Annotated in this window: 24 protein-coding genes, 1 rRNA gene and 1 riboswitch; of the genes, 8 read left to right on the top strand and 17 right to left on the bottom strand. The window is 68.8% G+C overall.

What is annotated here, in order from left to right; translation table 11 throughout:
- Positions 1 to 99: 99 nt before the first annotated feature.
- Positions 100 to 1017: an aminoglycoside phosphotransferase family protein gene (locus OHA19_RS33675; protein WP_405710425.1), complete on the top strand. Its 918-nt coding sequence runs from the start codon at positions 100 to 102 to the stop codon at positions 1015 to 1017.
- Between the two features lie 119 nt (positions 1018 to 1136).
- On the opposite strand, the gene OHA19_RS33670 is transcribed toward OHA19_RS33675, so the two are convergent.
- Together OHA19_RS33670 and OHA19_RS33665 are read right to left on the bottom strand one after the other, a co-directional pair.
- Positions 1137 to 1541, bottom strand: coding sequence for a GNAT family N-acetyltransferase (locus OHA19_RS33670; RefSeq protein WP_405753341.1), 405 nt, complete (start codon positions 1539 to 1541; stop codon positions 1137 to 1139).
- A 350-nt stretch (positions 1542 to 1891) separates the two neighbouring features.
- A complete protein-coding gene (locus OHA19_RS33665; RefSeq protein WP_405752608.1) occupies positions 1892 to 2746 on the bottom strand; it encodes a hypothetical protein in 855 nt (284 codons plus the stop codon).
- 144 nt (positions 2747 to 2890) lie between these two features.
- Between OHA19_RS33665 and OHA19_RS33660 the strand changes: the two genes are divergently transcribed.
- On the top strand, positions 2891 to 3268 hold the full coding sequence (locus OHA19_RS33660) for a nuclear transport factor 2 family protein (RefSeq protein ID WP_189280303.1): 378 nt from the start codon (positions 2891 to 2893) through the stop codon (positions 3266 to 3268).
- Between the two features lie 75 nt (positions 3269 to 3343).
- A complete protein-coding gene (locus tag OHA19_RS33655) occupies positions 3344 to 4315 on the top strand; it encodes a transposase family protein (protein WP_405752605.1) in 972 nt (323 codons plus the stop codon).
- Between the two features lie 201 nt (positions 4316 to 4516).
- Here the strand turns inward: OHA19_RS33655 and OHA19_RS33650 are convergent, their stop codons facing one another.
- On the bottom strand, positions 4517 to 5173 hold the full coding sequence (locus tag OHA19_RS33650) for a maleylpyruvate isomerase N-terminal domain-containing protein (protein ID WP_405753339.1): 657 nt from the start codon (positions 5171 to 5173) through the stop codon (positions 4517 to 4519).
- Between the two features lie 180 nt (positions 5174 to 5353).
- On the opposite strand from OHA19_RS33650, the gene OHA19_RS33645 reads away from it, so the two are divergent.
- Positions 5354 to 6175, top strand: a complete 822-nt coding sequence (locus tag OHA19_RS33645; RefSeq protein ID WP_405710436.1) for a PhzF family phenazine biosynthesis protein — start codon at positions 5354 to 5356, stop codon at positions 6173 to 6175.
- A gap of 86 nt (positions 6176 to 6261) precedes the next feature.
- Here OHA19_RS33645 and OHA19_RS33640 read toward each other — a convergent pair whose 3' ends face one another.
- On the bottom strand, positions 6262 to 7041 hold the full coding sequence (locus OHA19_RS33640; protein ID WP_405710439.1) for a CPBP family intramembrane glutamic endopeptidase: 780 nt from the start codon (positions 7039 to 7041) through the stop codon (positions 6262 to 6264).
- Positions 7042 to 7225: 184 nt separating this feature from the next.
- Here OHA19_RS33640 and OHA19_RS33635 point away from each other — a divergent pair, with 184 nt between their 5' ends.
- Entirely contained in the window at positions 7226 to 9016 is a 1791-nt protein-coding gene (locus OHA19_RS33635; RefSeq protein ID WP_405710442.1) for a substrate-binding and VWA domain-containing protein, read from the top strand.
- Positions 9017 to 9088: 72 nt separating this feature from the next.
- On the opposite strand, the gene OHA19_RS33630 is transcribed toward OHA19_RS33635, so the two are convergent.
- On the bottom strand, positions 9089 to 10594 hold the full coding sequence (locus tag OHA19_RS33630; RefSeq protein WP_405710445.1) for a glutamate-cysteine ligase family protein: 1506 nt from the start codon (positions 10592 to 10594) through the stop codon (positions 9089 to 9091).
- Between the two features lie 482 nt (positions 10595 to 11076).
- On the opposite strand from OHA19_RS33630, the gene OHA19_RS33625 reads away from it, so the two are divergent.
- Complete coding sequence (locus tag OHA19_RS33625) at positions 11077 to 11670, top strand: hypothetical protein (RefSeq protein WP_405710448.1); 594 nt, start codon at positions 11077 to 11079, stop codon at positions 11668 to 11670.
- 320 nt (positions 11671 to 11990) lie between these two features.
- Entirely contained in the window at positions 11991 to 12197 is a 207-nt protein-coding gene (locus tag OHA19_RS33620) for a DUF5999 family protein (RefSeq protein ID WP_311203086.1), read from the top strand.
- An 87-nt stretch (positions 12198 to 12284) separates the two neighbouring features.
- Here the strand turns inward: OHA19_RS33620 and gcvP are convergent, their stop codons facing one another.
- Positions 12285 to 15170 (bottom strand): aminomethyl-transferring glycine dehydrogenase, encoded by a 2886-nt coding sequence (gcvP, locus tag OHA19_RS33615; protein ID WP_405752602.1) that lies wholly within the window; start codon positions 15168 to 15170, stop codon positions 12285 to 12287.
- A gap of 194 nt (positions 15171 to 15364) precedes the next feature.
- Positions 15365 to 15461, bottom strand: a riboswitch (glycine riboswitch).
- A gap of 113 nt (positions 15462 to 15574) precedes the next feature.
- On the opposite strand from gcvP, the gene OHA19_RS33610 reads away from it, so the two are divergent.
- Positions 15575 to 15943 carry a PRC-barrel domain-containing protein gene (locus OHA19_RS33610; RefSeq protein WP_351264653.1) on the top strand — a complete coding sequence of 123 codons (369 nt, stop codon included), beginning with the start codon at positions 15575 to 15577 and terminating at the stop codon, positions 15941 to 15943.
- On the opposite strand, the gene OHA19_RS33605 is transcribed toward OHA19_RS33610, so the two are convergent.
- The 11 genes from OHA19_RS33605 to rrf all read right to left on the bottom strand — a co-directional run bounded on the left by OHA19_RS33605 (position 15868) and on the right by rrf (position 26089).
- Positions 15868 to 17352 carry a DNA polymerase IV gene (locus OHA19_RS33605; protein WP_405710456.1) on the bottom strand — a complete coding sequence of 495 codons (1485 nt, stop codon included), beginning with the start codon at positions 17350 to 17352 and terminating at the stop codon, positions 15868 to 15870. The genes OHA19_RS33610 and OHA19_RS33605 overlap by 76 nt on opposite strands.
- Before the next feature lie 57 nt (positions 17353 to 17409).
- Entirely contained in the window at positions 17410 to 18027 is a 618-nt protein-coding gene (locus OHA19_RS33600; RefSeq protein WP_405710459.1) for a MerR family transcriptional regulator, read from the bottom strand.
- A gap of 168 nt (positions 18028 to 18195) precedes the next feature.
- Positions 18196 to 18669 carry a bifunctional nuclease family protein gene (locus OHA19_RS33595; RefSeq protein ID WP_006123076.1) on the bottom strand — a complete coding sequence of 158 codons (474 nt, stop codon included), beginning with the start codon at positions 18667 to 18669 and terminating at the stop codon, positions 18196 to 18198.
- 53 nt (positions 18670 to 18722) lie between these two features.
- Positions 18723 to 19466, bottom strand: coding sequence for a MerR family transcriptional regulator (locus OHA19_RS33590; protein WP_405710462.1), 744 nt, complete (start codon positions 19464 to 19466; stop codon positions 18723 to 18725).
- A gap of 17 nt (positions 19467 to 19483) precedes the next feature.
- On the bottom strand, positions 19484 to 20272 hold the full coding sequence (locus OHA19_RS33585) for an FHA domain-containing protein (protein WP_405710465.1): 789 nt from the start codon (positions 20270 to 20272) through the stop codon (positions 19484 to 19486).
- 190 nt (positions 20273 to 20462) lie between these two features.
- Entirely contained in the window at positions 20463 to 21251 is a 789-nt protein-coding gene (locus OHA19_RS33580; RefSeq protein WP_405710468.1) for a DUF881 domain-containing protein, read from the bottom strand.
- Positions 21252 to 21256: 5 nt separating this feature from the next.
- Positions 21257 to 21589, bottom strand: coding sequence for a small basic family protein (locus tag OHA19_RS33575; protein ID WP_003970459.1), 333 nt, complete (start codon positions 21587 to 21589; stop codon positions 21257 to 21259).
- Entirely contained in the window at positions 21586 to 22509 is a 924-nt protein-coding gene (locus tag OHA19_RS33570; RefSeq protein WP_405710471.1) for a DUF881 domain-containing protein, read from the bottom strand. Before OHA19_RS33570 ends, OHA19_RS33575 begins: the two co-directional genes overlap by 4 nt.
- A 98-nt stretch (positions 22510 to 22607) precedes the next feature.
- On the bottom strand, positions 22608 to 25103 hold the full coding sequence (locus OHA19_RS33565; protein ID WP_405710473.1) for a sugar phosphate nucleotidyltransferase: 2496 nt from the start codon (positions 25101 to 25103) through the stop codon (positions 22608 to 22610).
- Between the two features lie 113 nt (positions 25104 to 25216).
- Complete coding sequence (locus OHA19_RS33560) at positions 25217 to 25825, bottom strand: CDP-alcohol phosphatidyltransferase family protein (RefSeq protein WP_405710475.1); 609 nt, start codon at positions 25823 to 25825, stop codon at positions 25217 to 25219.
- 147 nt (positions 25826 to 25972) lie between these two features.
- A 5S ribosomal RNA gene (gene rrf, locus OHA19_RS33555) occupies positions 25973 to 26089 on the bottom strand.
- Positions 26090 to 26151 lie beyond the last annotated feature (62 nt).

The raw sequence follows: 26151 nt of genomic DNA, 5'->3' as shown, positions 1-26151 counted from the left end.
GGACGCAGGCCCTGTCCTGAGTCCGTTCCATCGAGGTTCGGGGGCACGGAGTGCCGTGCGTCACAAGCGGTCGGCCACTGTCCCACTACCGTGGCTCGTATGACTCACTCCGAGATCGAGATCACCGCGGATCTGGTGCTGGACCTGCTGCACGACCAGCACCCCGACCTGACCGATCGCCCAGTGCGGCTCGGCGCGCTCGGCTGGGACAACCAACTGTGGCGGCTCGGCGACGACCTCGCTGTCCGGTTGCCCTGGGCGACGCAGTCGGCGGACGAGCTGCTGCGCAAGGAGTACGACTGGCTGCCCGGCCTCGCCCCGCACCTTCCCCTTCCGGTCCCCGTCCCACAGCGCATCGGCGAACCCTCCGAGCGCTTTCCGCGGCCCTGGATCGTCACCACCTGGGTGCCGGGCACGCCCGCCGACCGCGCCCCGGCCACCCGCGCCGCGGAATCGGCCGATGCCCTGGCCGCCTTCCTGACGGCCCTTCACCGGCCCGCCCCCGACGAGGCTCCGACCGGCCGTGACCGCGGAGGACCGCTGGCCGACCACGCCGAACAGTTCACCCAGCAACTCACCTCGGCCACCGAGCAGGGGCTGATCCCCGACCCCGACGCCGTCCGCGCGGTCTGGGAGGACGCCGCCGCCGCGCCCGACTGGTCGGGCCCGCCACTGTGGCTCCACGGCGACCTGCATCCCGCCAACGTCCTTACCGAGGACGGGACTTTCTGCGGTGTGATCGACTTCGGCGACCTCTTCGCGGGCGACCCGGCCTGCGACCTCGCCGCTTCCTGGATGCTGCTGCCGGACGACGCCGTCGACCGCTTCCATGCCGCCTACCGACCGGCCCCGGACCCCGCCACCGTGCGTCGCGCCCGGGGCTGGGCAGTGATCAAAGCGCTCGTCTGCATCCTCATCGGAGAGGCAGGCGTCCACGGCCGCCCCGGCGGCAAACCCACCTGGGGCCCGCCCGGACACTCCTCGCTGAGACGCCTCATCGCAACGGCCCGCCGCTGATCACGCGCCACCTGCCGTGCCGACGTCCATGGCACGCACGGCTCCGGCAGGGGGCCGGCCGCTCGTCATGACGGCCCTGATCGCCCGGCCCGGCGAGCCTGCGCGGTCACCACACCAGGTCATTCCGTCCGGAAGTCCGTGGCAGCAGCGATCTCGATGCTGAGTTGGGAGCCCAGCTCCTCGAAGCCCAACGCGGCCGCAACCCGCCGTGAGGCGGGAGGGCGCGCCCTCCATTGCGGCAGCAGCCCGACAGCCAGGGCATGCGCGACCGCCGCGGAGCCTGTCACCCGCGCCAGTCCGCGCCCTCGCGCCTCCGGCGCTGTCAGTACGCCGATATGAGCCGTCCGACGCGGCCAGGCCCGGTATCCCGCAGCGGCGAGCACCCGGCCACGCTCGCGAACCACGAACCCGGGCATCGTGCCAGTCGGAGCGAGCCACTGCCCCCACTGTCCCGGAAACGACTCTGCCGGATCTGCGTCAAGGACGTGATGCCGACTACGCCCCACACCCGCGAGCCGTACCATCCGCAGAGCCCGTCCCATGAAATGACCGACCGACGCCCATGACCGCCGACTCGCCCTTGACCGGACGCACATGGATCTTCCAGATTGTCGCCGGACATCCCAACTCCGCGATCACGCAGGGCTCATGACCGCAAATGCCCATCGACGGCGCACCGGCCGGCCGGGACCGTCGATGGGCAACTCGGAGTTGACGGTGGTCTTCCGCATGGCCGGCCGGGCGCACCGGGGACGCGAGAGGGAACACAGTGAGTACGACGACGGACCTGGCCCTGGCCTACAACCCCGCCTTCCTGGGCCTTCGCTTCCTGCTGGAGGTCTTCGCACTCTTCTGCTTCGGACTGTCTCGCTTGTCAGGGAGCGGCGACGAGTTCGCCGAGTCGCACGGCGAGCCACGGCCTGCGTCCGCCTGCCCGCATCCGGCCGCAGGCGATCGCCTTCCAGATCGGCGTGCGCCGGAAGGAGACCAGCAGGAACGTGACCGGCGCCGCCGTGATCGTGCAGTCGTACGCGCGCGGCGGGGCGTCGCGGGTCACCGTCATCGTCCCGTCCTCGACGACGACCGCCAACCGCAAACCGCCCTTGATCCTCAGGTCGAACGCGATGCTGACGCCCCGCGCCTTCGCCGTGTCCAGGGCCGGAGTCATCATCGCCGGCATCGACTGTCCGAGCACCAGGCGCGCCTCGTCCGGTCCGATCTCCCAGGCGAGTCCGGCTCCGCGCGCGATGTCCAGGCCGTGCACAAGGCTCTCGCTGAGCATCAGACCGGTCACCGTGGCCAACGTGGTCGTCGTCCCCTGCCCGTACCAGGGCGCGATGACGGGTGTGCCGGGGGCGAGGCCCTCGGTGATCCGCAGGAACATCTCGCCCCGCTCGGCGACGAAGTCGCCGGGACAGGCGTGCCCGTCGCCTCCGAAGAGGTCGATGGACTTGGCGTTCATGGCCGCGATCCGCTCGACGAACAGCGAGTCGTCCGACGGCAGGACCGTGTCCCACTCCACGGAACCGTCGGAGACGATGGAGCAGTACGCGAGATGCACGGCCGCGAGATGCGTACCGACGTCGCCCACCGTCCGCACCGGAACACCGGAGGACGCTTCCGGATCAGGGACGTCGCCCAGCCGAACCAGTCGCGGGACCACGGCACGCAGCGCGGAGCGGGTCTTCTCGTGCTCGGTGACGGGATCGAATCCCGGGACGGTGCCCATGCCACTCCCCCATGCTGTGGACGGGTCCGCAGATTACGACATTGGGATCTATTAGCGGCAGAGCGGCTGCTTGAGGGGCGATGTGCCGGGTCGCCTCTGGGCTCCCAGGGCCGGGGTGTCAGTGGTTCATGCAAGGGTGCCCCCATGGAACCTTCGGGAGTGATTGAGGCATTGTGGGATCGGATCCAGGCGCGCGATTGGTCAGGTGTCGCCGACTTGGTCGCAGAGGACGTCGTGGTCGAGTGGCCGGTCAGCGCGGAGCGCATCGTTGGCAACAAGAACTTCGTCGCGGTGAACAGCGAATACCCGGGGGGCTGGTCGATTCGGGTGCTGCGGATCGTGGCTGACGGCAGCGAGGTGGTCTCCGAAGTCGAGGTGCCGCATGATGAGTTCGGCGTGTTCCGCGTGGCCTCGTTCTGGACCATCCAGCAGGGACGGATCGTGCGTGGCCGGGAGTACTGGACGAGTGTTGGGGCTGATCCGCGCCCGGAGTGGCGGGCGGCTCTGGTTGAGCCCATGTGAAGCGGTTGCCGCTCGCAGCGACGTTCCGGCTGATTTGGTCGTGCCGTAGCAAGGGCCGTGCGGGTTAGGTGAGTTGTGAAGCTGACCTGGGCCCGCGCGGCCTGCTCCCATCCTGCCCTGTCTGGTGTCTCCCGCGCACACTTCGGCGAGTTGTTCGCCGAACTCGCCGCCCCGTGGGAGGCCGCGCGGCAGTCCGGACTTCGCGAAGCCCGAGGTGGGGAACGCCGCAGGGCGGCCGGCGCCGGGCGCAAGCCGAAGCTGGTCTTCTGCGACCGGCTGCTTCTTGCCCTGGTGCACCTGCGCCATCAACTGCCGCACGAGGTCCTGGCCGAGCTGTACGGCGTCGACCGCTCGACCGTCTCGACGGCGATTCGGCAGGTGCGGCCGTTGCTTGCGGCCCGGGGCTTCGCAGTGCCCGACCGGCCTGGAGTGCGGCTACGGACACTGGAGGACGTCTTCGCCTACGCCGAGGACGTCGAGCTTCGGCTCGACGGCGCCGAGACCCAGGTCAGATGCCCGCGGGCGGGCCGACCCGGGCGGCGGGCCTTCGTCTCGGGCAAGCGCCGACAGAACACGATCAAGACCACCACGTTCAGCGACAGGCAGGGCCGCATGCTGCTGTCCGGGGTGGTCCGGCCCGGCCGGATGCACGACCAGACGGCCCTGCGCACCAAGGGCTTCGCCGAACAGCTCCGACTCCACCCCTCGGTGATGTCCCAGGTCGACGCCGGGTACGCGGGGCTGGCCAAGGAGTTCCCCCGCCAGGCTACCGCCCCGCCCAAGAAGCCGAAGAACGACGCGTGCGACGGTGACAAGCGGGCCTGGCACGAGGCGCGGCGGCACCAGTCCTCAGCCCGGATCTGTGTCGAGCACACCAACGCCGAGCTGCGGCAGTGGGCACCCCTGCGGCGCTTTACCGGACGCCGTGAAATCTTCGAGGAGACCAACCTGGCGATCGCTGGCCTGGTCTCCGACCGCTCCGCACAGCGGCCCACCCGGCGCCGGACGAGCACCGCACTCATCCTCGTCCGCAACGACGCCTGCTGATCACACCAGCCGAACCGCCAGGCCAGCACGTCCCGACCTCATTTTCCCCCGAGGTCGTTACCGCCGGGTAGGTCGGTTACGACAGGACTCCCACGAACCCGGAGCCACCGTGCCGTCACTGCCGCGCTGCGACGGCCGGGCCCTCAAGGCACGGAAGAACCTCGGCCAGGCCGGGGAGATGCGATTCGGTCTGCCTGCACGTCATCCGAGAAAGAGCGGGAACCGGGCGGCCTGCCCGCCCAGCGCCGCCTTCTCCGCGCCCGTCGCGGTACGCCGCCCCGTACCGACCAGCAGCGCGTCCTTGTCGGAGAACGACGTGGGGAACGCCACCCCGGCCATGCTCTCCAGCATCTCGCGGGACCGGGCGAGCCCCTCCGCAGGCGGTTCGGCCGCGCCCGGAATATGCGCGACGAGGTCGAGGTGGTGCAGCGTCCACTCCAGGACGTACGCGCGGAGGTAGTCGCCCGCGGTGAGGACCACGTCGCGGGTGCCGACCCGGAGGTCCGGGTCGGCGAGCACGGCGGCGCGGCCTGCGGCGGAGCCGACATCGTCGAGGTGGAACCTGAGCAGGCGCGGCTCCTCGTACGCCGCGGCCAGCCGGACGATCAGCGCATCCAGCGGGTCGTCTCCGGTCGGCGGCGTCTTTGAGACGTTCCAGTAGGTCACCGCGTCGTGGGTGGGTTCCGTTCCGGCTGGGGTCACAAGGGTGATCAGGACGTCCTGGGCATCGATGACCAGATGACACACCAGGTCCCTCACGAGCCAGCCGGCACAGCCTGACGGTCGCTCGAAGTCCTCGTCAGGAAGCTCGGCGACCGCCGTGCGCAACGCCGTCCAGGAGGGTGAGAAGAGATCCACATCGGCAAGGTAGTGCGGTTCGGCGAGAGGGGACAAGCACATCGGAACGGCCGCCACCGTCGACGCTCCGGCACCGGGCACCACTTGAGGGCTGTCGGCAATCAGGTCCGGTCCCGCAGAGGTCCAGTGACACGCAATTGGACTTGGCGCACGGCTTCGCACCGTACGTATGGTCACGGCATGAGGATTCGAATCGTCGACACGTTCACCGACCGCCCCTTCACTGGCAATCCGGCGGGAGTCCTGGTCCTGGATTCCGACCACTTCGCCGACGACGATCGTCTCCTGCGGGTCGCCATGGAAGTGAACCTCTCCGAGACCGCCTTCGCCCATCCGCTGCCCCCGGGCGGCGAGGCCGACTGGGCGCTTCGCTGGTTCACCCCGACCACGGAGGTCGACATGTGCGGGCACGCCACCCTCGCCACCGCACACGTCCTGCACACCACCGGGACCGCGAGCGGCACAGTGCGCTTCGCGGCCCGGTGCGGGATCCTCACCGCGACCGCCCGCCCGGACGGCGCGATCACCCTCGACTTCCCCACATCCCCGTTGGCGCCCGAGGCCACCCCAGCCGGGCTGGCCGCCGCCCTGGGCGCGGAACCACTGTCCGTGCACGACACCGGCCCGCACATCGGCGACCTGCTCGTCGAACTGCTCGACGAGGCGACCGTACGAGGGCTGACCCCCGATATCGCCAGGCTGGCCGATGTCTCCCGGCGGGGCGTCATCGTCACGGCCGCCGCGGAGGACCCGGCCCGCGGCTACGACTTCGTCTCGCGCGGCTTCTTCCCGCGCGTCGGGATCGACGAGGACCCCGTGACCGGCAGCGCACACACCGCGCTGGCACCCTTCTGGTCGGCCCGCCTCGGCCGGGACGAACTGACCGGGCTGCAGGCCTCCGCCCGTTCCGGCCTGGTACGGACCACATTGCGCGGCGACCGTACGCTGCTTACGGGCGATGCCGTGACGGTCATCGACGGCGAACTGCTCACATCACTCTGACCCCGGACGAGGGTGCGGGGCCCTGCGGACCGCTCCGCCACTCCCCCGACTCCACTGCCCGCACCCGTCCCGTGACCTCACAGCCTTTACGGCGTGGGCAACCAGCCCACCTTGCCCGCCAGCAGCGCGTATCCGACGAACGCCCCGATATCCAGCAGCGCATGTGCCGCGACCAGCGGCCCGACCCGCCCCCAACGCCGGTACAGCAGCACGAAGACGACGCCCATCACCATGTTCCCGATGAAGCCGCCGATCCCCTGATACAGGTGGTACGAGCCGCGCAGCACCGAACTGGCGACCAGGGCCGCCACCGGCGTCCACCCCAACTGCCCCAGTCTGCGCAGCAGATACCCGACGACGATCACTTCCTCCACGACGGAGTTCTGGATCGCGGAGAGGATCAGGACCGGAAATTTCCACCACACGTCGGGCAGTGACTCCGGGACCACGGTCAGGTTGAATCCGGCGGCCCTGGCCACCAGGTAGAAGGCGAGTCCGGCGCTTCCGATCCCCGCCGCGATCATCGTGCCGCGTCCCAGGTCCGGCCACGGCCTGGTGCGGTCGAACCCGATGGCCCGCAGACCGGCGCCTTCCCTGATCAGCAGATGCGCCACCAGGGCGACGGGCACCAGCGCCGTCGTGATGCCGAAGAGTTGCCAGGCGAGATCCAGCCATGGGCGCCCTGGAGCGTACGAGCTGTTGAGCGTTGCCGCCTGATCCTTCAAACCCCCTGGTTTCGTCAGCGATCCGACAAAACTGATCAGGGCAGACACCCCGCTGGCACCCAACGAGAGAGCCAGCACGAGAACCGTCTCGGACCGCAGGATTCGTCGCGAGAAAGCCTCCTTGGGGAAAGAATCAGCCATAAGCCCCGCCTCCACCTGTACACCTGCCTTGAGTTGTGCATTCATGCCTCATCCTGCTCCCCCTCCGGCTAGGGTCTCGAATGCAGGTACGAAGATCATGCGCGACAAGCCGGGGGACAACCACCATTGCCGATGGTGTGGTCCCCCTTTTCCTTGTTCATCCTCAAGGAGGGGCACCACCGACATGGGACGTCACAGCTTGCCCGACGACTACGCCGGAGACGGAAGCGGGGACGGATCACCGCCGCGCCGTCGGCGAACCGTCGCGATCGCCACCATGCTCGTCGTCGCGGTGGCTGCGGGAACGGCGGTAGCGGCGCAGGGCGGACTTCTGTCGTTCTCGAAGAGCTGCGAGGACTCCGCCGTACGTCTGTCCATGATGGCCTCCCCGGACATCGCCCCCGCCGTTCGCGCCATCGCCGACAAGGCGCGCAAGGACGAGGTGCGTTCCGACGGCCGCTGTCTGTACGTGACGGTGGTCGCCCGCGACTCCTACAAGGTCGCCGACGCCCTCACCAGCGACACCCGTACCCCGGACTTCCAGGTCTGGCTGCCCGACTCCGACCTCTGGCTCGACCGGGCCAAGGGCACCGGCGACGGCGTTCCGATCACACCGGGCGACTCCATCGCGTCCTCCCCCGTGGCCCTGGCCATGGTCCCGTCCGCGGCCAAGCGCCTCGGCTGGCCGAAGAAGAAGTACTCCTGGGCGGAGCTGACGGCCGCGGCCATGGATTCGGACAAGGTGCGCCTCGGCTCGGCCGACCCCGCACGCAGTGCCACCGCTCTGCTGGCGCTCGCCGGCATCGGCGCGTCCTCCGAGAAGCAGGGCGGAGACAGCGACACCAGGGTCGCGGCGACCGCCAAGCTGCTCGCGCAGCGCATGTCGGACGGTGACACCCAGGTGCTGGAGACACTGGCACAGAGCGATTCGGGCGCCGAACAGGGCAACCCGGAACGCAACCAGGCCGTGCTCCTGTCCGAGCAGGCCGCGTTCGCCCACAACGCGGAGGCGTCCGGCGGCGGAAAGCTCGACCTCTTCTACCCCGAGGACGGCACGCCGCTGCTCGACTATCCCTACACACTGGTCAACGAGACCAGGATGAGCACGTCCGAGAGCCGGGCGGCGCTGCGGTTCAGGACGCTGCTGGACGAACCCGCCTCGCAGGCCACGCTGGAGAAGCACGGTTTCAGGGACGTCGACGGCACGGCCGACGAGGCGGTGGTCGCTCCGGCGGGTGGCAGGAAGCCCCAGCCGTACGCCACCGCGGCCGCCGCCGCGCCGACCGCCGAGGAGCTCCAGCAGACCCTCGGCATGTGGACGATCACGGTGCAGAGCGCCCGGCTGACCACGGTCGTCGACGCATCCGGGTCCATGGCCACGATCGTCCCGGGGCGCAACCAGTCCCGGATGGACGTCACCAAGGCGTCCCTGATCCAGGCCCTCAACCAGTTCACCCCGAACGACGAGATCGGCCTCTGGGAGTTCGCCACCGCGCTCGACGGCGACAAGGACTACCGCAAACTGGTGCCGGCCACCCGGCTGGGCGATCCCGCGAAGGGCGGCGGCACCCACCGCGAGAAGCTCTCCGCGGCCTTCGCGGCTCTGAAGCCCGTACCGGGCGGCGCGACCGGTCTCTACGACACCATGCTGGCCGCCTACAAGGACGCCCAGGCGACCTATGTGAAGGGCAAGTTCAACGCGGTCGTGATCCTCACCGACGGCTCGAACCAGGACAGCCTCTCCATCTCCCGCAGTGCCCTGATCGCGGAACTGAAGCGGATCGCCGATCCGCAGCGTCCGGTGCCGCTGCTCGCCATCGCGGTCGGTCCCGAGGCCGACCGCGAGGAGGTCAACGAGATAGCGAAGGTGACCGGCGGCGGTGGCTACCAGGTCATCGACCCGGCCGAGATCCAGACGGTGATCCTGCAGGCCATCATGACGGCCGGCCAGAGCACTCACACCGTCCAGGAGTAGCCCCGGGCACGGCCGGTCCGGGACCGGCCCCACCGCACGGGAAGCCGGGCGACGGCATCCGCGGTCCCGGGGTCATGGCCTGGGAACACCCGTCGGCCAGCTGTGCACCGGCTCCCCGCTGTGCATCAGCTCGGCGTACCGCCGGGTCGTCGCGGCCAGCGCCGCGTGCCGGTCGAGCCCGGCCTCCCGTGCCCGGTGGTAGGTGTCCGTCTGCCAGGACGCTCCGTTCACCCGTCGCTTGCAGCGCTCCTCGATGACCCCGAGGTAGCGGTCACGGTCGGCGGGCTCGATGTTCCAGGCATCGAGCCCCGCCGCGGCCAGCGGCAGCAGCTCGTCCCGTACGAGCTTGACGGCGGGCACCCGGGTGAGCCCGCCCGCACGGCCGGGACGCGGCCAGATCAGCTCCGCGTCGATGCCCCGGCGGCACGCGGTGTCGAAGTTCTCCGCCGCGGCGGAGAACGGCAACCGCGTCCACACCGGACGGGACTCCTCGGCGAGCGCCCGCACGAGCCCGTAGTACAGAGCCGCATTGGCGATCAGGTCGGTGACCGTGGGCCCGGCGGGCAGGACCCTGTTCTCCACCCGCAGGTGGGGTACGCCGTCGGCCAGCCCGTACACGGGCCGGTTCCAGCGGTAGACCGTGCCGTTGTGGAGCACCAGTTCCTGCAACCGCGGCACCCCGCCCTCGTCCAGGACCCGCAGCGGCTGCTCCTCGTCGCAGATCGGGAGCAGCGGCGGGAAGTAGCGCAGGTTCTCCTCGAAGAGCTCGTACGCCGAGCCGATCCACCGCTCGCCGAACCAGGTCCTGGGCCGCACTCCCTGGTTCTGGAGTTCGGGCGGCCGGGTGTCGGTGGCCTGTTGGAAGAGCGGCGGCCGCGATTCCCGCCACAGCTCCCTGCCGAACAGGAACGGCGAGTTGGCGCCCAGTGCGATCTGCACCCCGGCAACGGCCTGGGCGGCGTTCCACACGGCTGCGAATCGCCCCGGTGTCACCTGCAGATGGAGCTGGACGGAGGTGCAGGCGGCCTCCGGTGTGATCGAGGCGGAGGTGGACACCAATCGCTCCACGCCCTGGATATCGAGGGAGAAATCCTCGCCCCGGGCGGCCACCATTTGATCGTTGAGCAGTGTGTAGCGGTCCGCGTCCGAGAGGTTCGCCGCGACGAGGTCCTCACGGCGCAGGGTGGGCAGAATACCGATCATCATGATCCCGGCATCGACCTCGCCCGCCTTCCGGTGGGCATATCCGAGCCCGGCCCTGAGCTCTTCGGCCAACTGGTCGAAAACCCGCCCGTCCAGTCGGTGCGGGACTATGTTCACTTCCAAATTGAACATCCCGAGTTCCATCTGGAAATCTCGGCTCGCGATGCGCGGGAGGACCTCCCCATTCGTCATCTTCGGCATGCCGTCGGCGCCCGCGAGATTCAGCTCGATCTCCACGCCCATGAGGTTGCGCGGCCGGTCGAACCTCCGCTCCGCCAGCAGCCGCTCCAGTCCCTCCAAGCACTGGTGGAGCTTTCTCCGGTACCCCTGCCGATCGGACAGGTCATAGGCGCCGGCCACGACCTTCTCCCCCATCGGAGCGTCCCTCCCTCAAGTGGGCGGCCCGCGGCCCAGGCCGCTCGCGTCACGATCGATAATGCCCAGGCCGGGTGATCCATAACGCCCCCTCGAACGCCGCAGACCCAGTAATCTGAGTGCGCCCGCCCGAGGCACATTCCATGGGCATGATGCAGCACGGGTTTCCCCGCCCGGCGCATGGTGAATACCCCGTCAGGTTTCAGCCGTCCCCGCCGGGGGAAAAACCCCAGACGGCGGCTGCGCCGCTGACGCGGAATCAGCAGATTCTCCGCATAATAAAGTCCCGATACCGACTTGTCGGCAATATCTGCGACGGCTAGTGGAATCACCGCGTGAACACGTGTCGTATAAACTCCGCGGACGAGGCAGAGAGTTGACGCACCGGCCCAGTCACCGGCCTCCTCTGGCCCCGCATGCCGACAGCGCCGTCTGCACCCGCCCACGCACCACCGTGTCTCCGAAGTGAGAGGCGACCCACTATGCCGCTGCATGTTCCCCCGGCTCCCGCGCCCGCTCTGCGCAGCGTTCTCGCGGCACTCGGTTCACCCACCGCAGTCCGCGAGGCCCGCACTCCAGCCCTCCGATCCGCCGAGGGACCGCTGAGCCCCGAACTCCCGCTCCCCGTCCATGTACTGGACCGGATCGGGCCGGGCGGACTCGCTCCCGCCACCAGGCTCGCCGCATGGCGGTTCCTGATCAGCAGCTCGGAGCAGCCCGTCGCCGCCGCGGACACCATGCTCACTCCGGACGGCTGGACCTTCTCGCACTTCTTCGAGGGCCCCTACATCGCCTCGACCGAACTCGCCCTGCGCCAGGCCGAGACAGTCACCAGCCACTACCAGCCACGGCTGCTGTCCATCCCGGAGCTGTACATGCTCGCGCTGTGGCTGCACGGCGACGCCGAGGCCGACGCCGCCGGCGGGGCGCTCGCCCCCGCCGATCTCCTGGTCCCGCTGGCTCCGGCCCCACCGGGCATCGCGGCTCATCGCCCGCACCGGGTCGCCGATCTGCTCCGCGTGATGACCCTGCGCATCACCCCCGGCCCCGGCCCCCTGCTCGGATCACCTGCCTGAGAACCGGACCCCCGTACGAGAACGCTGTGCCCCGCCACCGTCCCTGGTGGCGGGGCACGGCGCTGAAGGGGCGCACTTCGATGCCCGTCCGGACTAGCCCGGTCCGGTCACCCCGAACCACCCGAAGTGACAGTGCAGTTGCGGTGAACCGTCCGTGCGGGTGACGCGTCCTTCGAGTAAGGAGAAGTGCTGCTGCGAAATCCCTGCGGAATGACGCCCGTGGGGCAACACTGGGACCGGACCGATCGATACGGGGGGCGGCTATGAACACCTCATCCAGCCGCAGGACATTCACTACAACGCAGCGAAAGAACCCAGCCATGTGCCAGCACCAGCCACCATGCCCGACCGCCGACTCAGCCGACCGGGAAGCCGCCCGTCTGACGGCCCACCACCCGGAGCAGGGCTGGAGCCTGCTGTGCAACGGAGTCCTGCTCTTCGAGGACACCGGTGAGCTGCTCCCCGACGGCCAGATCATCGCTCCGCACCGGCCCCTGGGGACCGACCGGGTGATGAGGGCCGCCTGACCGCGGCCGGTAAGAGCTGGGGCCGGCCCGGAGAATCCTCCGAACCGGCCCCGACGCATGTCCGCGTCACTCCTCCGCGCTCACGACTCAGTTGTCGTACTCGTCCAGCGGCGGGCAGGAGCAGACGAGGTTACGGTCACCGAAGGCGCCGTCGATCCGGCGCACCGGCGGCCAGTACTTGTCGGCGGCCGAGACCCCGGCCGGGAAGACCGCCACCTCACGGCTGTACCCGTGCTTCCACTCCCCGCCCAGCATCGCCGCGGTGTGCGGAGCGTTGTGCAGCGGGTTGTCCTCCGCGCTCCACTCGCCGGAGGCCACCTTCTCGACCTCGCCACGAATGGCGATCATCGTGTCGCAGAACCGGTCGAGCTCCGCGAGGTTCTCGCTCTCGGTCGGCTCGATCATCAGCGTCCCGGCAACCGGGAACGACATGGTCGGCGAGTGGAAGCCGTAGTCGATCAGACGCTTGGCGATGTCGTCAACGCTGACGCCGGTGGACTTGGAGATCGGCCGCAGGTCCACGATGCACTCGTGCGCGACCAGACCGGCCGGGCCGTTGTACAGGATCGGGTAGTGCGGCTCCAGACGCTTGGCGATGTAGTTGGCCGCGAGCACGGCGACCTGCGTCGCGCGCTTCAGGCCCTCCCCGCCCATCAGGCGTACGTACGCCCAGGAGATGGGGAGGATGCCGGCCGAGCCCCACGGGGCGGCCGAGATCGGTCCGACACCGGTCTCGGGGCCGGCGGCAGGCTGCAGCGGGTGGTTCGGCAGGTACGGGGCGAGGTGCGCGCGCACCCCGACCGGGCCGACGCCGGGGCCGCCACCGCCGTGCGGGATGCAGAAGGTCTTGTGCAGGTTCAGGTGCGAGACGTCGCCGCCGAACCGGCCCGGCTTGGCGAGGCCCACCAGCGCGTTGAGGTTGGCGCCGTCGACGTACACCTGGCCGCCGGCGTCGTGCACCTCGGCGCAGATGTCGGCGACGTGCTCCTCGAACACGCCGTGCGTCGACGGGTACGTGATCATGAGTACGGCGAGCTCGTCGCGGTGCTTCTCGATCTTGGCGCGGAGGTCCTCGATGTCCACCTCACCGTCGTCGGCGGTCTTCACCACGACGACCTTCATGCCGGCCATGACGGCGCTGGCCGCGTTGGTGCCGTGCGCGGAGGACGGGATGAGGCAGACGATGCGCTGGTCGTCACCGTTGGCCCGGTGGTACGCCCGCACGGCCAGCAGGCCCGCGAACTCGCCCTGCGACCCCGCGTTCGGCTGGATGGAGACCGCGTCGTAGCCGGTGACCTCGGCGAGGCGCTCCTCCAGCTCGCGGATGAGGGTGAGGAAGCCCTGCGCCTGCTCGGCCGGCGCGAAGGGGTGCAGCGCGCCGAACTCGGGCCAGGTGATCGACTCCATCTCGGTGGTCGCGTTCAGCTTCATGGTGCAGGAGCCGAGCGGGATCATGCCGCGGTCCAGCGCGTAGTCCCGGTCGGCGAGCTTGCGCAGGTAGCGCAGCATCGCGGTCTCGGAGCGGTGCTGGTGGAAGACCGGGTGGGTGAGGATCTCGTCGGTGCGCAGCAGCGCCTCGGGCAGCGTGTCGGCGGTGGTGGCGTCCAGCGCCTCTATGTCCCCGTCGGCGCCGAAGGCGGCCCAGACGGCGGCGATCTGCGTACGGGTCGTGGTCTCGTCGCAGGCGAGGGAGACCAGGTCGGCGTCGACGAACCGCAGGTTGACCCCGCGCTCGCGGGCGGCGACGACGGTCTCGGCAGCCCGGCCCGGGACGCGCACGGTGAGGGTGTCGAAGAAGGCGCCGGTCACGACGTCGACCCCGGCGGCGCGCAGGCCCTCGGCCAGGATCGTCGCGTAGCGGTGGGTGCGCCCCGCGATCGTCCGCAGCCCGTCCGGGCCGTGGTACACCGCGTACATTCCGGCCATGACGGCGAGCAGCACCTGGGCGGTACAGATGTTGCTGGTGGCCTTCTCGCGGCGGATGTGCTGCTCGCGGGTCTGCAGGGCCAGCCGGTAGGCCTTGTTGCCGTCCGCGTCGACGGAGACACCGACGAGGCGGCCTGGAAGGCTGCGGGCGAACTTCTCACGCACGGCCATGAATCCGGCGTGCGGTCCGCCGAAGCCCATCGGCACACCGAAGCGCTGCGTGGTGCCGACCGCGATGTCCGCGCCCAGGTCACCGGGCGAGGTGAGCAGGGTCAGGGCGAGCAGATCGGCGGCGACCGTGACGATCGCACCCAGCTCGTGGGCCTGGTCCATGACGGGCTTGATGTCCCGGACGGCTCCGGAGGCACCCGGGTACTGCACCAGCACGCCGAAGACACCGCGCTCGGCGATCTCCACCGGGATGCCCTCGGACAGGTCGGCGACGACGACCTCGACACCGGTCGGCTCGGCGCGGGTCTCGATGACCGCGATCGTCTGCGGCAGGGCGTCGGCGTCGACCAGGAAGACACCGTTCTTCACCTTGCCGACACGCCTGGAGAGAGCCATGGCCTCGGCGGCCGCGGTGCCCTCGTCGAGCAGCGAGGCGCCGGAGGTCGGCAGCCCGGTCAGCTCGGCGACCATCGTCTGGAAGTTGAGCAGCGCCTCCAGCCGGCCCTGCGAGATCTCCGGCTGGTACGGCGTGTAGGCCGTGTACCAGGCGGGGTTCTCCATGACGTTGCGCAGGATCACCGGCGGGGTGAAGGTGCCGTAGTAGCCGAGCCCGATCATCGGGGCCAGCACCTGGTTGCGGTCCGCGAGCTCGCGGAGCTCGGCGAGGACCTCGGCCTCGGTGCGCGCGGCCGGCAATCCGAGCGCCTCGGCGCTCTTGATGACGTCGGGCACCGCTGCAGCGGTGAGTTCGTCCAGCGAGCCGTAACCGACCTGGGCGAGCATCTTCGACTGCGCCTCGGCATCGGGTCCGATGTGGCGCTGCTCGAACGGAATGCCCTGCTCCAGCTGGGAGAGCGGAGTGCGACGGGGGGTCATGGTGGAGGCCTCCTGGTCTGTCACGACCTGCGAGGGGCACCACGGCGTGGGTGCCCGAACGGCCTCCCCCTCTGTCATCTCAACCTGAGAGCTTCACCGGCGCGCGCTGCGGCGTACCGGCTTTCACCGTCGGTGAGGAAGGGACTCGCACCGGCACTCGGCCGCACGAAACCCGCCCTGCTTTCCAGAGTGACCTCGTCCGTGCGGTACGGGGGCCTGAGAGATTCCGGGGAGGATTTGCTCCTTCGGCGCCTTCGGATCAGCTCCGGAGGACTCTCCCGCACGGGGTCAGCAGCCATGACCAGCCTACCAGCGGGGTTCGTGGCTGATTTCTCGAGTGGCCAACCACCCGGATCTGCCTTTTTGTAGTGCTTGTGGAGTAGCCGCGACCAGTGGGAGGGACCGTGCAGACCGACATCGATCCGCGCCGCCTGATCGGCCGCAAGGCGTTCGACCGCAAGGGCACCAAGATCGGGACCGTGGACGAGGTGTACCTCGACGACGCGACCGGTGTGCCCGAGTGGGCAGCCGTACGTACCGGACTCTTCAGCCGGGACGCGTTCGTCCCGCTGGAACCCAGCGAATTCGTGGAGGACACGCTCCGCATCCCCTTCGACCGTGCACTGATCAAAGACGCACCGGACTTCGGTGTCGGCCGCCATCTCTCGCCGGAACAGGAGCTACAGCTCTACCGGCACTACGGTCTGGACTCCCCGCCCGAGGAGATCGGCCCGGACAGGGACTTCGGCAGGCTGGCAGGCCAGGACGAGTAGTCCACCGGGTCCCGCACCAGAGGCAGCGGGTCGGCGGGCCGCAGTTCCGGGTCGTCGATCCGGAACGTTCGCACCCGGCCGGGCTCCGATCCGGGCTCCTCGAACCGCACCGTCACCCGGCCGACACCACTGCCCTGCACCCAGCCATGGCCGTACGCCTCATGGTGTACGTCGTGGCCGGCGGGCCAGCGCCGTGCGGCGCGCTGCTCGGCGGTCTCCGGGGCATCCGCCCCGGGGTCGCCCGGCGGCTCGCCCCCGTCGTCCCCCGCCGGTGCCGCCCCCTCCGCCGATTCCTCGGCCGATTGCCTGGCGGCCTCCTCTGCCGCGGTCCGCTCACCGGCGGCCTGGGCGAAGAGATCCTCCTGGGTGTAGTCGGCAAGCCCCGTCACGCCCACTCCCAGGAGCCGGACTCCCCCGGTGGTGTCAACGGCCTCCAGGAGCCGTGCGGCGGCCTCACGGACCACTGTGGGGTCGTCCGTGGGCCCACGGAGGGTCTCGGACCTCGTGAGGGTGGAGAAGTCGTACCGGCGCACCTTCAGCACCACGGTGCGCCCGGACCTCCCCGCGCCCCGCAGCCGCTCGACGCACCGGTCGGCCAGCCGCTCGACCTCCGTCCTGATCCGCACCCGGTCGTGCAGGTCGGCGTCGAAGGTGTCCTCGACGGATACCGATTTCGCGTCCCGCTCAGCGACCACCGGCCGGTCGTCGTACCCGAACGCCATGCGGTGCAGCGAGCCGCCGTGCGCCTTACCCAGCAGGCGTACGAGTTCGTCCTCGCCCGCCTCTACCAGATCGTCGACCGTCGTCATCCCCGCACGGCGCAGATGATCCGCCGTCGCCGGCCCGACACCGGGAAGGGTCCGCACCGACATGGGCGCGAGCAGCTCCCGCTCCGTGCCCGGCTCTATGAGCAGCAGGCCGTCCGGCTTCGCCTCCTCCGAAGCGATCTTGGCCAGCATCTTGGAGCCGGCGAGCCCGACCGAGCCGGTGAGCCCGGTGACCGCCTTGATGGCCGTACGCAGCTGCTCGCCGATCTCCAGCGCCGAAGCCGCGTCATCGGCCGTCCCCCCGGCCTCCAGGTCCACGAAGGCCTCGTCGAGGCTGAGGGGCTCCACCAGCGGTGAGAGCCGGGCGAGCAGCTCCATCACCTGGTCGCTCACAGTCCGGTACAGCTGGAAGCGCGGCACCAGATAGGCCGCGTTGGGCGCCAGCCGCCGCGCCTGCGCCGTGGGCATCGCCGAGTGCACCCCGAAGCGACGAGCCTCGTACGACGCGGTGGCGACGACTCCGCGCGGCCCGAGCCCGCCCACCACGACCGGCTTTCCGAGCAGGCTGGGCTTCGCCGCCTGCTCGGCAGAGGCGTAGAAGGCATCCATGTCCAGATGCAGGATGGTGGGCGCGGCTCTCACATCAATCGATGCTGCCCTACGGCACTGACAATCGCCTCGCCCGAACCAGGTGCCGCGTCAGCCGGCGCGGTTGCGCCGCCGCGCGAGCTCATCGGTGGGGTTGTTCCCGATGAGGGTCTCACCGGTGTCCACCCGCTCCCCGTGCAGCTGCGAGAGGGCGGCGTCGACGTCCTGCCACACCACACCCACCGCGATGCCGAAGACCCCCTGCCCGCCCTGGAGCAGGCTGACGACCTCGTCGGGCGAGGAGCACTCGTAGACCGTCGCCCCGTCACTCATCAGCGTCATCCGCTCGAGATCCTGGAATCCGCGGGCCCGTAGATGCTGAACCGTGGTGCGGATGTTCTGGAGTGCCACGCCGGTGTCCAGGAAACGCTTCACGATCTTCAACAGGACGACGTCCCGGAAGCTGTAGAGCCGCTGCGTGCCGGAGCCGTACGCCGGACGCACGCTCGGCTCCACCAGCCCCGTGCGCGCCCAGTAGTCGAGCTGCCGGTAGGTGATCCCGGCTGCCGCGCAGGCGGTCGGCCCGCGGTAGCCGATGTCGTTGGCCGAAGCCGCTCCTTCCCCCGCCACCGCCGCCGGTTGAACCGGTTGCACGATGGTGTGGTCGGCTGTACTCCCCTGCTGCGGATACGGCCCACCCGCTGCCGTACCGTCGCCGCTGCTTCTCACGCCGACCTCCGTCCTTGACCTGCCATCTCGAAGGTAGGCAGTCACTCGGGGTGCGTCAACGATCGCCACACTCGGCACGCCGAGTGATAATCACCCTGAGGGTGGTTTCCCGTGTCTCTCGAGCGGGAAAGGCTTGCCGGATGCGCTGACGGTGACCCCGAAGAACGGTCACTGACTGTTGGTGCCGAAATCCTCCGGGGAGATCTGATCGAGGAACTCGCGGAACTTCTCCACCTCATCCTCCTGCTCGTCCGGGATGGCGATGCCGGCGTCGTCCAGCACTCCGTCACTGCCGTAGATCGGCGTTCCGGTGCGCAATGCGAGCGCTATGGCGTCGGACGGCCGGGCGCTCACCTCGACCCCGCTGGCGAAGACCAGCTCCGCGTAGAAGACCCCTTCCCGAAGGTCCGTGATGCGGACCTCGGTGAGCTCCTGGCCGACGGCCTCGAGCACGTCCTTGAAGAGATCATGGGTCAGCGGCCTGGCCGGAGCCATGCCCTGCTGGGCGAAGGCGATCGCGGTCGCCTCACCAGGACCGATCCAAATGGGGAGGTACCGGTCGCCTCCCACTTCACGCAGGAGCACGATCGGTTGGTTGGAGGGCATTTCCACCCGGACACCCACAACGTCGAGCTCGTTCACACAGCAACCCTAGGACGTGCCCGGCAGGTTTGGGTAGTCGGGCACCCGCTCGATCAGTGGAGCCGGATGTGCAGGGCGCTCTGCACAAGGGCCGAATGAAGCCTCACGGACAGCTCCGCAAGTTCTTTCGCGGTGGCCTCCGCATGGGCTCTGGTCTGCGGATTCCGGTGCAGCCGCAAGGGTGCGACCACCTGCTCGATGAGCCCGACCTCGCGATCCGCAGCAGCTCGCATGGCACGCAGGTGACGCGGCTCCAGGCCGAACCTGCCCAGATCCGCCACAAGCTTGGCCACGGTGACCATCTCGGCGTCGTAACCGCCCTCGGCGGTCGGAACCACCAGGCCGTACGACTCCCACTCGTCGAGGTCGCTCTCGGTGGCCTCGGCGGCCGCCAGCAGCTCCGCACGGCCGATCCGGGCCGCGGTGGCCCGTCCCGCCTCCGCGTCCCAGCCGCCGTCGACCAGATCCCGCGGGCCGCCCCCGGAAGGCAGGGCGGCCCGTTCACCACGGGCGAGGGCATCCAGATGCTCACGGATGACCTTCAGCGGGAGGTAGTGGTCCCGCTGCATGCGCAGCACCTGAGCCAGCCGCTCCACGTCGGCGCCGCGGAACTTGCGATAGCCGGAAGGGGTCCGTTGCGGCTCGACGAGCCCCTCGGCCTCCAGGAATCGAATCTTCGAGATCGTGACCTCGGGGAACTCGTCCCGTAGCCGCAGGAGCACCGCGCCGATACTCATCGGACGGTCGTCGGCGGAGGCGGTGCCGGCCACGGCACCGCCCGTCGGTGTTCTCAGCATGGACCTTCCCTGACGGGTCAGATACCGCGCTGGCTCGCGTAGAAGACCAGCCGGTACTTACCGATCTGCACTTCGTCGCCATTGGACAGGGCAACGGAGTCGATGCGCTCACGGTTGACGTAGGTGCCGTTCAGGCTGCCCACGTCCCCGACCGTGAAGCTGCCGTCGGGGCTCCTGCGAAACTCCACGTGCCGCCGCGACACTGTCACGTCGTCGAGGAAGATGTCGCTCTGCGGGTGGCGGCCGGCCGTGGTCAGCTCACCGTCCAGCAGGAAGCGGCTGCCGGAGTTCGGACCACGACGCACCACCAGGAGCGCGGAGCCGAGCGGAAGGGCGTCTACGGCCGCCTGCGCCTCGGGCGAGAGGGACGGGACGGCCGTCTGCCCGGTGGCCTCAGCCTCGTATGCCTCGAGACCGGAGATGGAGATGGTCGACGTCGTCTCCGAGGCACGCTCGGGGACCCCGCCCCGCAGCGGCGCACCGCAATTGGAGCAGAAACGGCTGGCCTCGGCATTGCGATGCCCGCACCTCGTACAGACCGGCATGGACGAACCCTCCTGCCTGGGGGCGAACTCTCCACCCGTACTCGAGGTCGACGATTCCCCGAAACCTATGCGGCCGGGACCAGCAGGGTCAACAGACGACGCGCCGGATGCTCCCGAATTGTCACTGTCCGTACCCGACACCTGATCACGGAAGAGCGGGCGCTCCGTGCCCTGCTCCTCCGGCTGGCCATGACGCGGCGCGCGATGGCGGGCGGCCTCGTCGCGAGCGCTCTTGCCGAACAACTTCCCAAACAACTTCACGGGCGATTCCCCTTGACCGAAATAGACCCGCCCGTGGGGCAGGACGAACCCTGAATGAACACACCTGCCGACCCGGACATCTTCACAACGTCCGTATCCACTCGACAGTTTCCACCACGCACCACCAATACGATGCGGCGACCCCCCGCAACCTTGCGCCCGTCTCTTCCGCCCCTTCCACGCCGCCGCCTCACGGGGACGACGACCGAGCGTAGTCAGGCTGCTTCGCCGGTCGCAAGGCGTCCACGACGATGTCCTCGGCCTGCTCCACCTGCGCGGTGGCCTGCTCCTTCTCCAGCGTCTGCACCACGCCGCCGGGGATGTTCAGCGCCGGCTCCAGATCCTGGGGCTTGCCGATCACCTTGAAGACGTACGGCGCGGTGATCTTACGGTCGTCAACCCTGACGTTGCCGCCGTCACCGGAGAAGTACGTATTGGCCACCACACGCACTCCGTTGACCTCGATCGCCTCGGCGCCCGCCGCCCGCAGCTCCTGGAGCGCGTCGAGCAGCATGTCCGCCTTCACCCCGTCCCCGGGGTCGTTGACGGTGAGCGTGATCCCGGGCCCGTGTGCCGCCACGGTGCCCGCGAGAACACCGAGTTGCCGCTCCTTCTCCACCGTCTGCTTACGCGCCTCCTCAGCCTGGTCGGAGCTGTTCTCCAGCTCCGTGCGCTGAGCGCCCAACCGCTGCTTCTCGTCCTCCAGACGCTGGGTCCGGTCGTCCAGCTCGTCGAGGATCCGGACCAGGTCTTCCTGCCGGGCACCCCGCAGCGCGCTGTTGTCACTGTTGGACCGCACCTGAATGGCCAGGCCGAGACCGAGCACGAACAGCAGTACCGCGACGATGAGTTGGGCCCTTGTCACCCGCGGGGGCCAGAGTCCGGCGATGAGCCGCTGACGACCGGTGAGCTGGTTGGCGGGGCCTGCCGCGCGCTCTGCGGCGTGCTCCGTCTCGTCGGGAAGTTCTTCGTTACTCATCGGCCTCAGGCCCGGAAGACGTGCCGGCGGATGGCCGCGGCGTTGGAGAAGATCCGGATCCCGAGCACGACCACCACACCGGTGGACAGCTGCGCACCGACGCCCAGCTTGTCGCCCAGGAACACGATCAGCGCGGCCACCACGACGTTCGAGAGGAACGACACGACGAACACCTTGTCGACGAAGATCCCGTCGAGCATGGCGCGCAGACCACCGAAGACTGCGTCGAGAGCAGCCACGACGGCGATCGGGAGATAGGGCTCGACCACCGCCGGCACTTCGGGCCGGACCAACAGTCCGACCACGACTCCCACGACGAGGCCCAGTACGGCGATCACGATGTGCCCTTCCCTGTGTCTGCCGCACCACTGCCGGTGTCTGCGGCCTTGTAAGGCTCTGCTGTACGTACGATCAGGCTCGGCGCGACCGGAAGGCTCACCTTCTGCTGCACGGACATGCTCGTCCGGATGCTGAAGGTGTCCTTGAGCGCCTGAAGATACTGGCCGTCGGCACTGTCCTGGAACTCGGTGCCGAGTTGCTTCCCGTTCCCCACCGCAAGCACCGTGTAAGGCGGGACGAGCGGCCTGTTGTCGACCAGTATGGCGTCGCCCGCCGCTCGGATCGCCGACAGGGCCGTCAGACGCTGCCCGTTGATCGCGATCGCCTCGGCGCCGGACTGCCACAGGCCGTTGACCACCCTCTGGAGGTCCCGGTCGCGGACCCGTCCGGTGTCGGCGAACCCGCTGCTCTCCCTCGGCCCGCCGCCGCCCTGATCCGTGTCCTTGGCGTCGTCGACGACGAGCTTCACGCCGGGCCCCTCCACCGGGGTCGCCCCGGCGAGGAGTGCGACCCGCTCCCCCTGATCCCCGCCGTGCTTCTCCAGCGCCTTGCGCTGACGCCTGCCCACGTCGCCCCGGAGCTTGTCCACCTGCGACTCCAGGCTGTCGGCCGCCGCCGTCTCGTCATCGATGCGGTCGATCAGCTCCTGGCGCTCCTTGGCGAGGACCGGCGCCGACACGCGAGCCTCCGCGGCCCCGAGCGTGACGACGAGGGCGGCCAGCACCAGGCACGCGGCAAGGCCGAGCTTCGACTTGAGCGTACGGGGCAGGCCCGCGCTCCCGTCAGCCTTGCGACGCGCCGAGGCCTCGGCGTATCCGTCGTCCAGGCTGTGGTCCATCACATTGGTCAGCAGCGACATGGATGCGTCGGGACGCGCGGGAGGCGAGGCGGTGCTCCGATCGGGGGACTGCTGCGACATGCCGCACATCGTCGCACGTCGCCACGGCTAGCGCCGAATGGCCCCACCGGTGTGCCCGCAGACGCCGACGGGCACCCCCGGACACACCGGAAGAACCGTCACTGACCTGCGCTGTCCACGACTGACGCCCATTCGTCCAGCAACGCCTGCGCGGAGGCGTCGTCCGGACCTTCGGCCCACAGATGGGTGACCGCTTCGGCCCGGTCCGGCAGCACCATCACCCACCGTCCGTCGGCCTCGACCACCCGCACCCCGTCCGTGGTATCGACACTACGGTCACCCGCGGCCTCCACGACCCGTCGCATGACCAGACCCTTGACGGCCCAGGGGGTGGCGAGATCACGGCGCAGGACATGGGCGCGCGGGATGCGGGCATCGATCTGACTCAGGGTGAGCTGGGTCCTGGCCACCAGGCCGAGGAGCCGCACGAACGCAGCCGACCCGTCGAAAACGCTGCTGAATTCGGGAACGATGAAGCCCCCACGCCCGTCTCCACCGAAGATGGTGCCTTCCTCACGCGCCACGCGGGTCAGATCGTCGGGCGATGTCGTCGTCCATTCGACCTGCGTGCCGTGGTACGCCGCGACCTGCTCGGCGACTCGTGTCGTGGTGACCGGCAACGCCACCCGCCCGCTGCGCCGCTCGGCCGCCACGAGGTCGAGCATCACGAGGAGCGCCCGGTCGTCCTCGACGATCCGGCCCTGCTCGTCGACCAGGGAGAGCCGCTCACCGACCGGGTCGAACCGCACGCCGAACGCGGCCCGCGCCGAGGAGACGATCTCGCCGAGCCGTACGAGTCCGGCGCGCCGGGTCTCGGCTGACTCGGTGGGTCGTGATTCGTCGAGGCCGGGATTGATGGTCAGCGCGTCGACACCGAGGCGTCCCAGCAGACTGGGCAGTACGAGCCCGGCACTCCCGTTGGAGGCATCGACGACCACCTTGAGACCCGCTTCGGCGACCCCCGCGGTGTCCACGTTCCGCAGCAGCGATCCGGTGTACGAGTCGAAGACGCTGGACGGGAAGTACAGATCGCCGATCTCGCCCGGGAAGGCACGCCGGTATTCCTGACGTGCGTAGACCCGGTCGAGTTTCCGCTGCCGTGCCTGCGACAGGTCCGCTCCGCGCTCGTCGATGAACATGATGTCGACCGAGTCGGGCACGCCGGGAGACGTACGGATCATGATCCCGCCGGCGCTGCCCCGCGCGGTCTGCTGGCGCGCGACGGGCAGCGGTACGTTCTCCAGGTCCCGGACGTCAATGGCGCTGGCCTGAAGGGCCGAGATCACGGCTCGCTTGAGGGCACGGGCACCGCGGGAGTGGTCACGCGCGGTGGTGACCGTCGAGCCCTTCTTCAGGGTCGTGGCATAGGCACCGGCGAGCCGGACCGCCAGTTCCGGCGTGATCTCGACGTTCAGGATCCCGGACACGCCACGGGCGCCGAAGAGATGAGCCTGTCCGCGCGATTCCCAGATGACCGAGGTGTTGACGAAGGCGCCGGCCTCGATGGTCTTGAACGGGTACACACGGACATTGCCCTGAATGATCGACTCCTCACCGATCAGGCATTCGTCCCCGATGACCGCGCCGTCCTCGATGCGTGCCGCCCGCATGACGTCGGTGTTCTTGCCGATCACGCAGCCACGCAAATTACTGTGCTGCCCGATGTAGACGTTGTCGTGCACCACGGCCTTGTGCAGGAATGCACCGCTCTTGACGACGACGTTCGATCCGATGACCGTGTGCTCGCGAATCTCCGCATCGGCTTCCACCTTTGCGTAGTCCCCGATGTAGAGAGGTCCTCGGAGAACCGCGTCGGGATGTACCTCCGCGCCTTCCGCGACCCATACGCCGGGAGAGATCTCGAAGCCGTCGATGTCAACATCGACCTTGCGTTCAAGGACGTCGGCCTGTGCCTTCACATAGCTCTCGTGGGTGCCGACATCCTCCCAGTAGCCCTCGGCGACATAGCCGTAGATGGGCTTGCCTTCCTTCATGAGCTGCGGGAAGACATCGCCGGACCAGTCCACCGAGACGTCGGCTTCGACGTAGTCGAATACCTCGGGCTCCATGACGTAGATGCCGGTGTTGACGGTGTCCGAGAAGACCTGCCCCCAGGTGGGCTTCTCCAGGAAGCGTTCGACCTGGCCGCCCTCGTCCACAATCGTGATGCCGAATTCCAGAGGGTTCGGCACACGGGTCAGACACACCGTGACCAGACCGCCCTTTTCCTTGTGGAAGGCGATCAGATCACTGAGATCGAAATCGGTGAGAGCGTCGCCCGAAATTACGAGGAAGGTGTCGTCCTTCAGTGCTTCCTCGGCGTTCTTCACACTCCCCGCAGTACCGAGGGGTTTCTCCTCGTTGGCGTAGCTGAGCTCCATCCCGAGCTCTTCGCCGTCCCCGAAGTAGTTCTTGACCAGCGAGGCGAGAAACTGGACCGTTACGACGGTCTCATTCAGCCCGTGCCGCTTGAGCAGCCGAAGCACGTGCTCCATGATCGGCCGATTGGCGACGGGCAGAAGCGGCTTGGGCATGCTCGAGGTCATGGGGCGAAGGCGTGTGCCTTCGCCGCCAGCCATCACGACGGCCTTCATGTCGGAAACGTCCTCCTTGAAGAGACGACGGTCTAGCCGACTTCGCCCGTCAGGGCACCATCCGGGTCATCAGCGGCGGGCCGGCCACACTGCACGGCACCGCATCAACGAGCTCAATCGGCTGCTGCATCCGCCTTGACGAGGCGGCGTACCTGAACCACGTAGAGGATCCCTGCCCACCAATAGAGCGTTGTACCCCAACCTGCGAACGCCCATCCGAAAACAGCGGCCAGCGATGCAAGCCAACCACTTCCATCGCTGAGCAGCAACAAGGGAAACGCGTACATCAGGTTGAACGTGGCCGCCTTGCCCAGGAAGTTCACCTGGGGCGGCGGATAGCCGTGACGCCGCAGGATTCCCACCATCACGAGGAGCATCAGCTCACGTGCAACAAGTGCTGCAGTGAGCCACAGCGGCAGGATCTCCCGCCAGGTGAGGCCGACGAGGGTCGAAAGAATGTAGAGGCGATCCGCAGCAGGATCAAGGAGCCGGCCGAGGCTGCTGATCTGGTTCCACCGGCGAGCGAGCTTGCCGTCGAGGTAATCGCTGATACCGCTGAGCATCAACACCAGCAGGGCCCAGCTGTCGCTCTGAGGTCCGCCGAACACGGGGCGAAGAATCAGCCACAGGAAGAGCGGAACCCCGACAAGGCGAGCCATGCTGAGGATGTTGGGGATGGTGAGTACCCGGTCCGTCTGAACCCGAGTCTCCTGGACCTCCACCCGGGGGCCTCCTGTGAAGAAAGTGCCAATGATGCCCCCTGACCTTACCCTCAGCCACCGTTCCCGGGTGCACAGGGGTGAGGCAAGGGCCTCGTAAACGCAGAAAAGCCCCGTGCCACAAAGGGCACGGGGCTTTCTACAATGATTGTTCGGCGGCGTCCTACTCTCCCACAGGGTCCCCCCTGCAGTACCATCGGCGCTGAAAGGCTTAGCTTCCGGGTTCGGAATGTAACCGGGCGTTTCCCTAACGCAATGACCACCGAAACACTATGAAATAAACAACACCGGAACAACACGGCCGTTCGTTATTTCAGAACTAACACAGT

Origin of the sequence: Streptomyces sp. NBC_00012 (genome assembly GCF_045040875.1) — a bacterium.
GTDB lineage: Bacteria > Actinomycetota > Actinomycetes > Streptomycetales > Streptomycetaceae > Streptomyces.
This window is presented reverse-complemented; position numbering and strand designations above follow the sequence as displayed.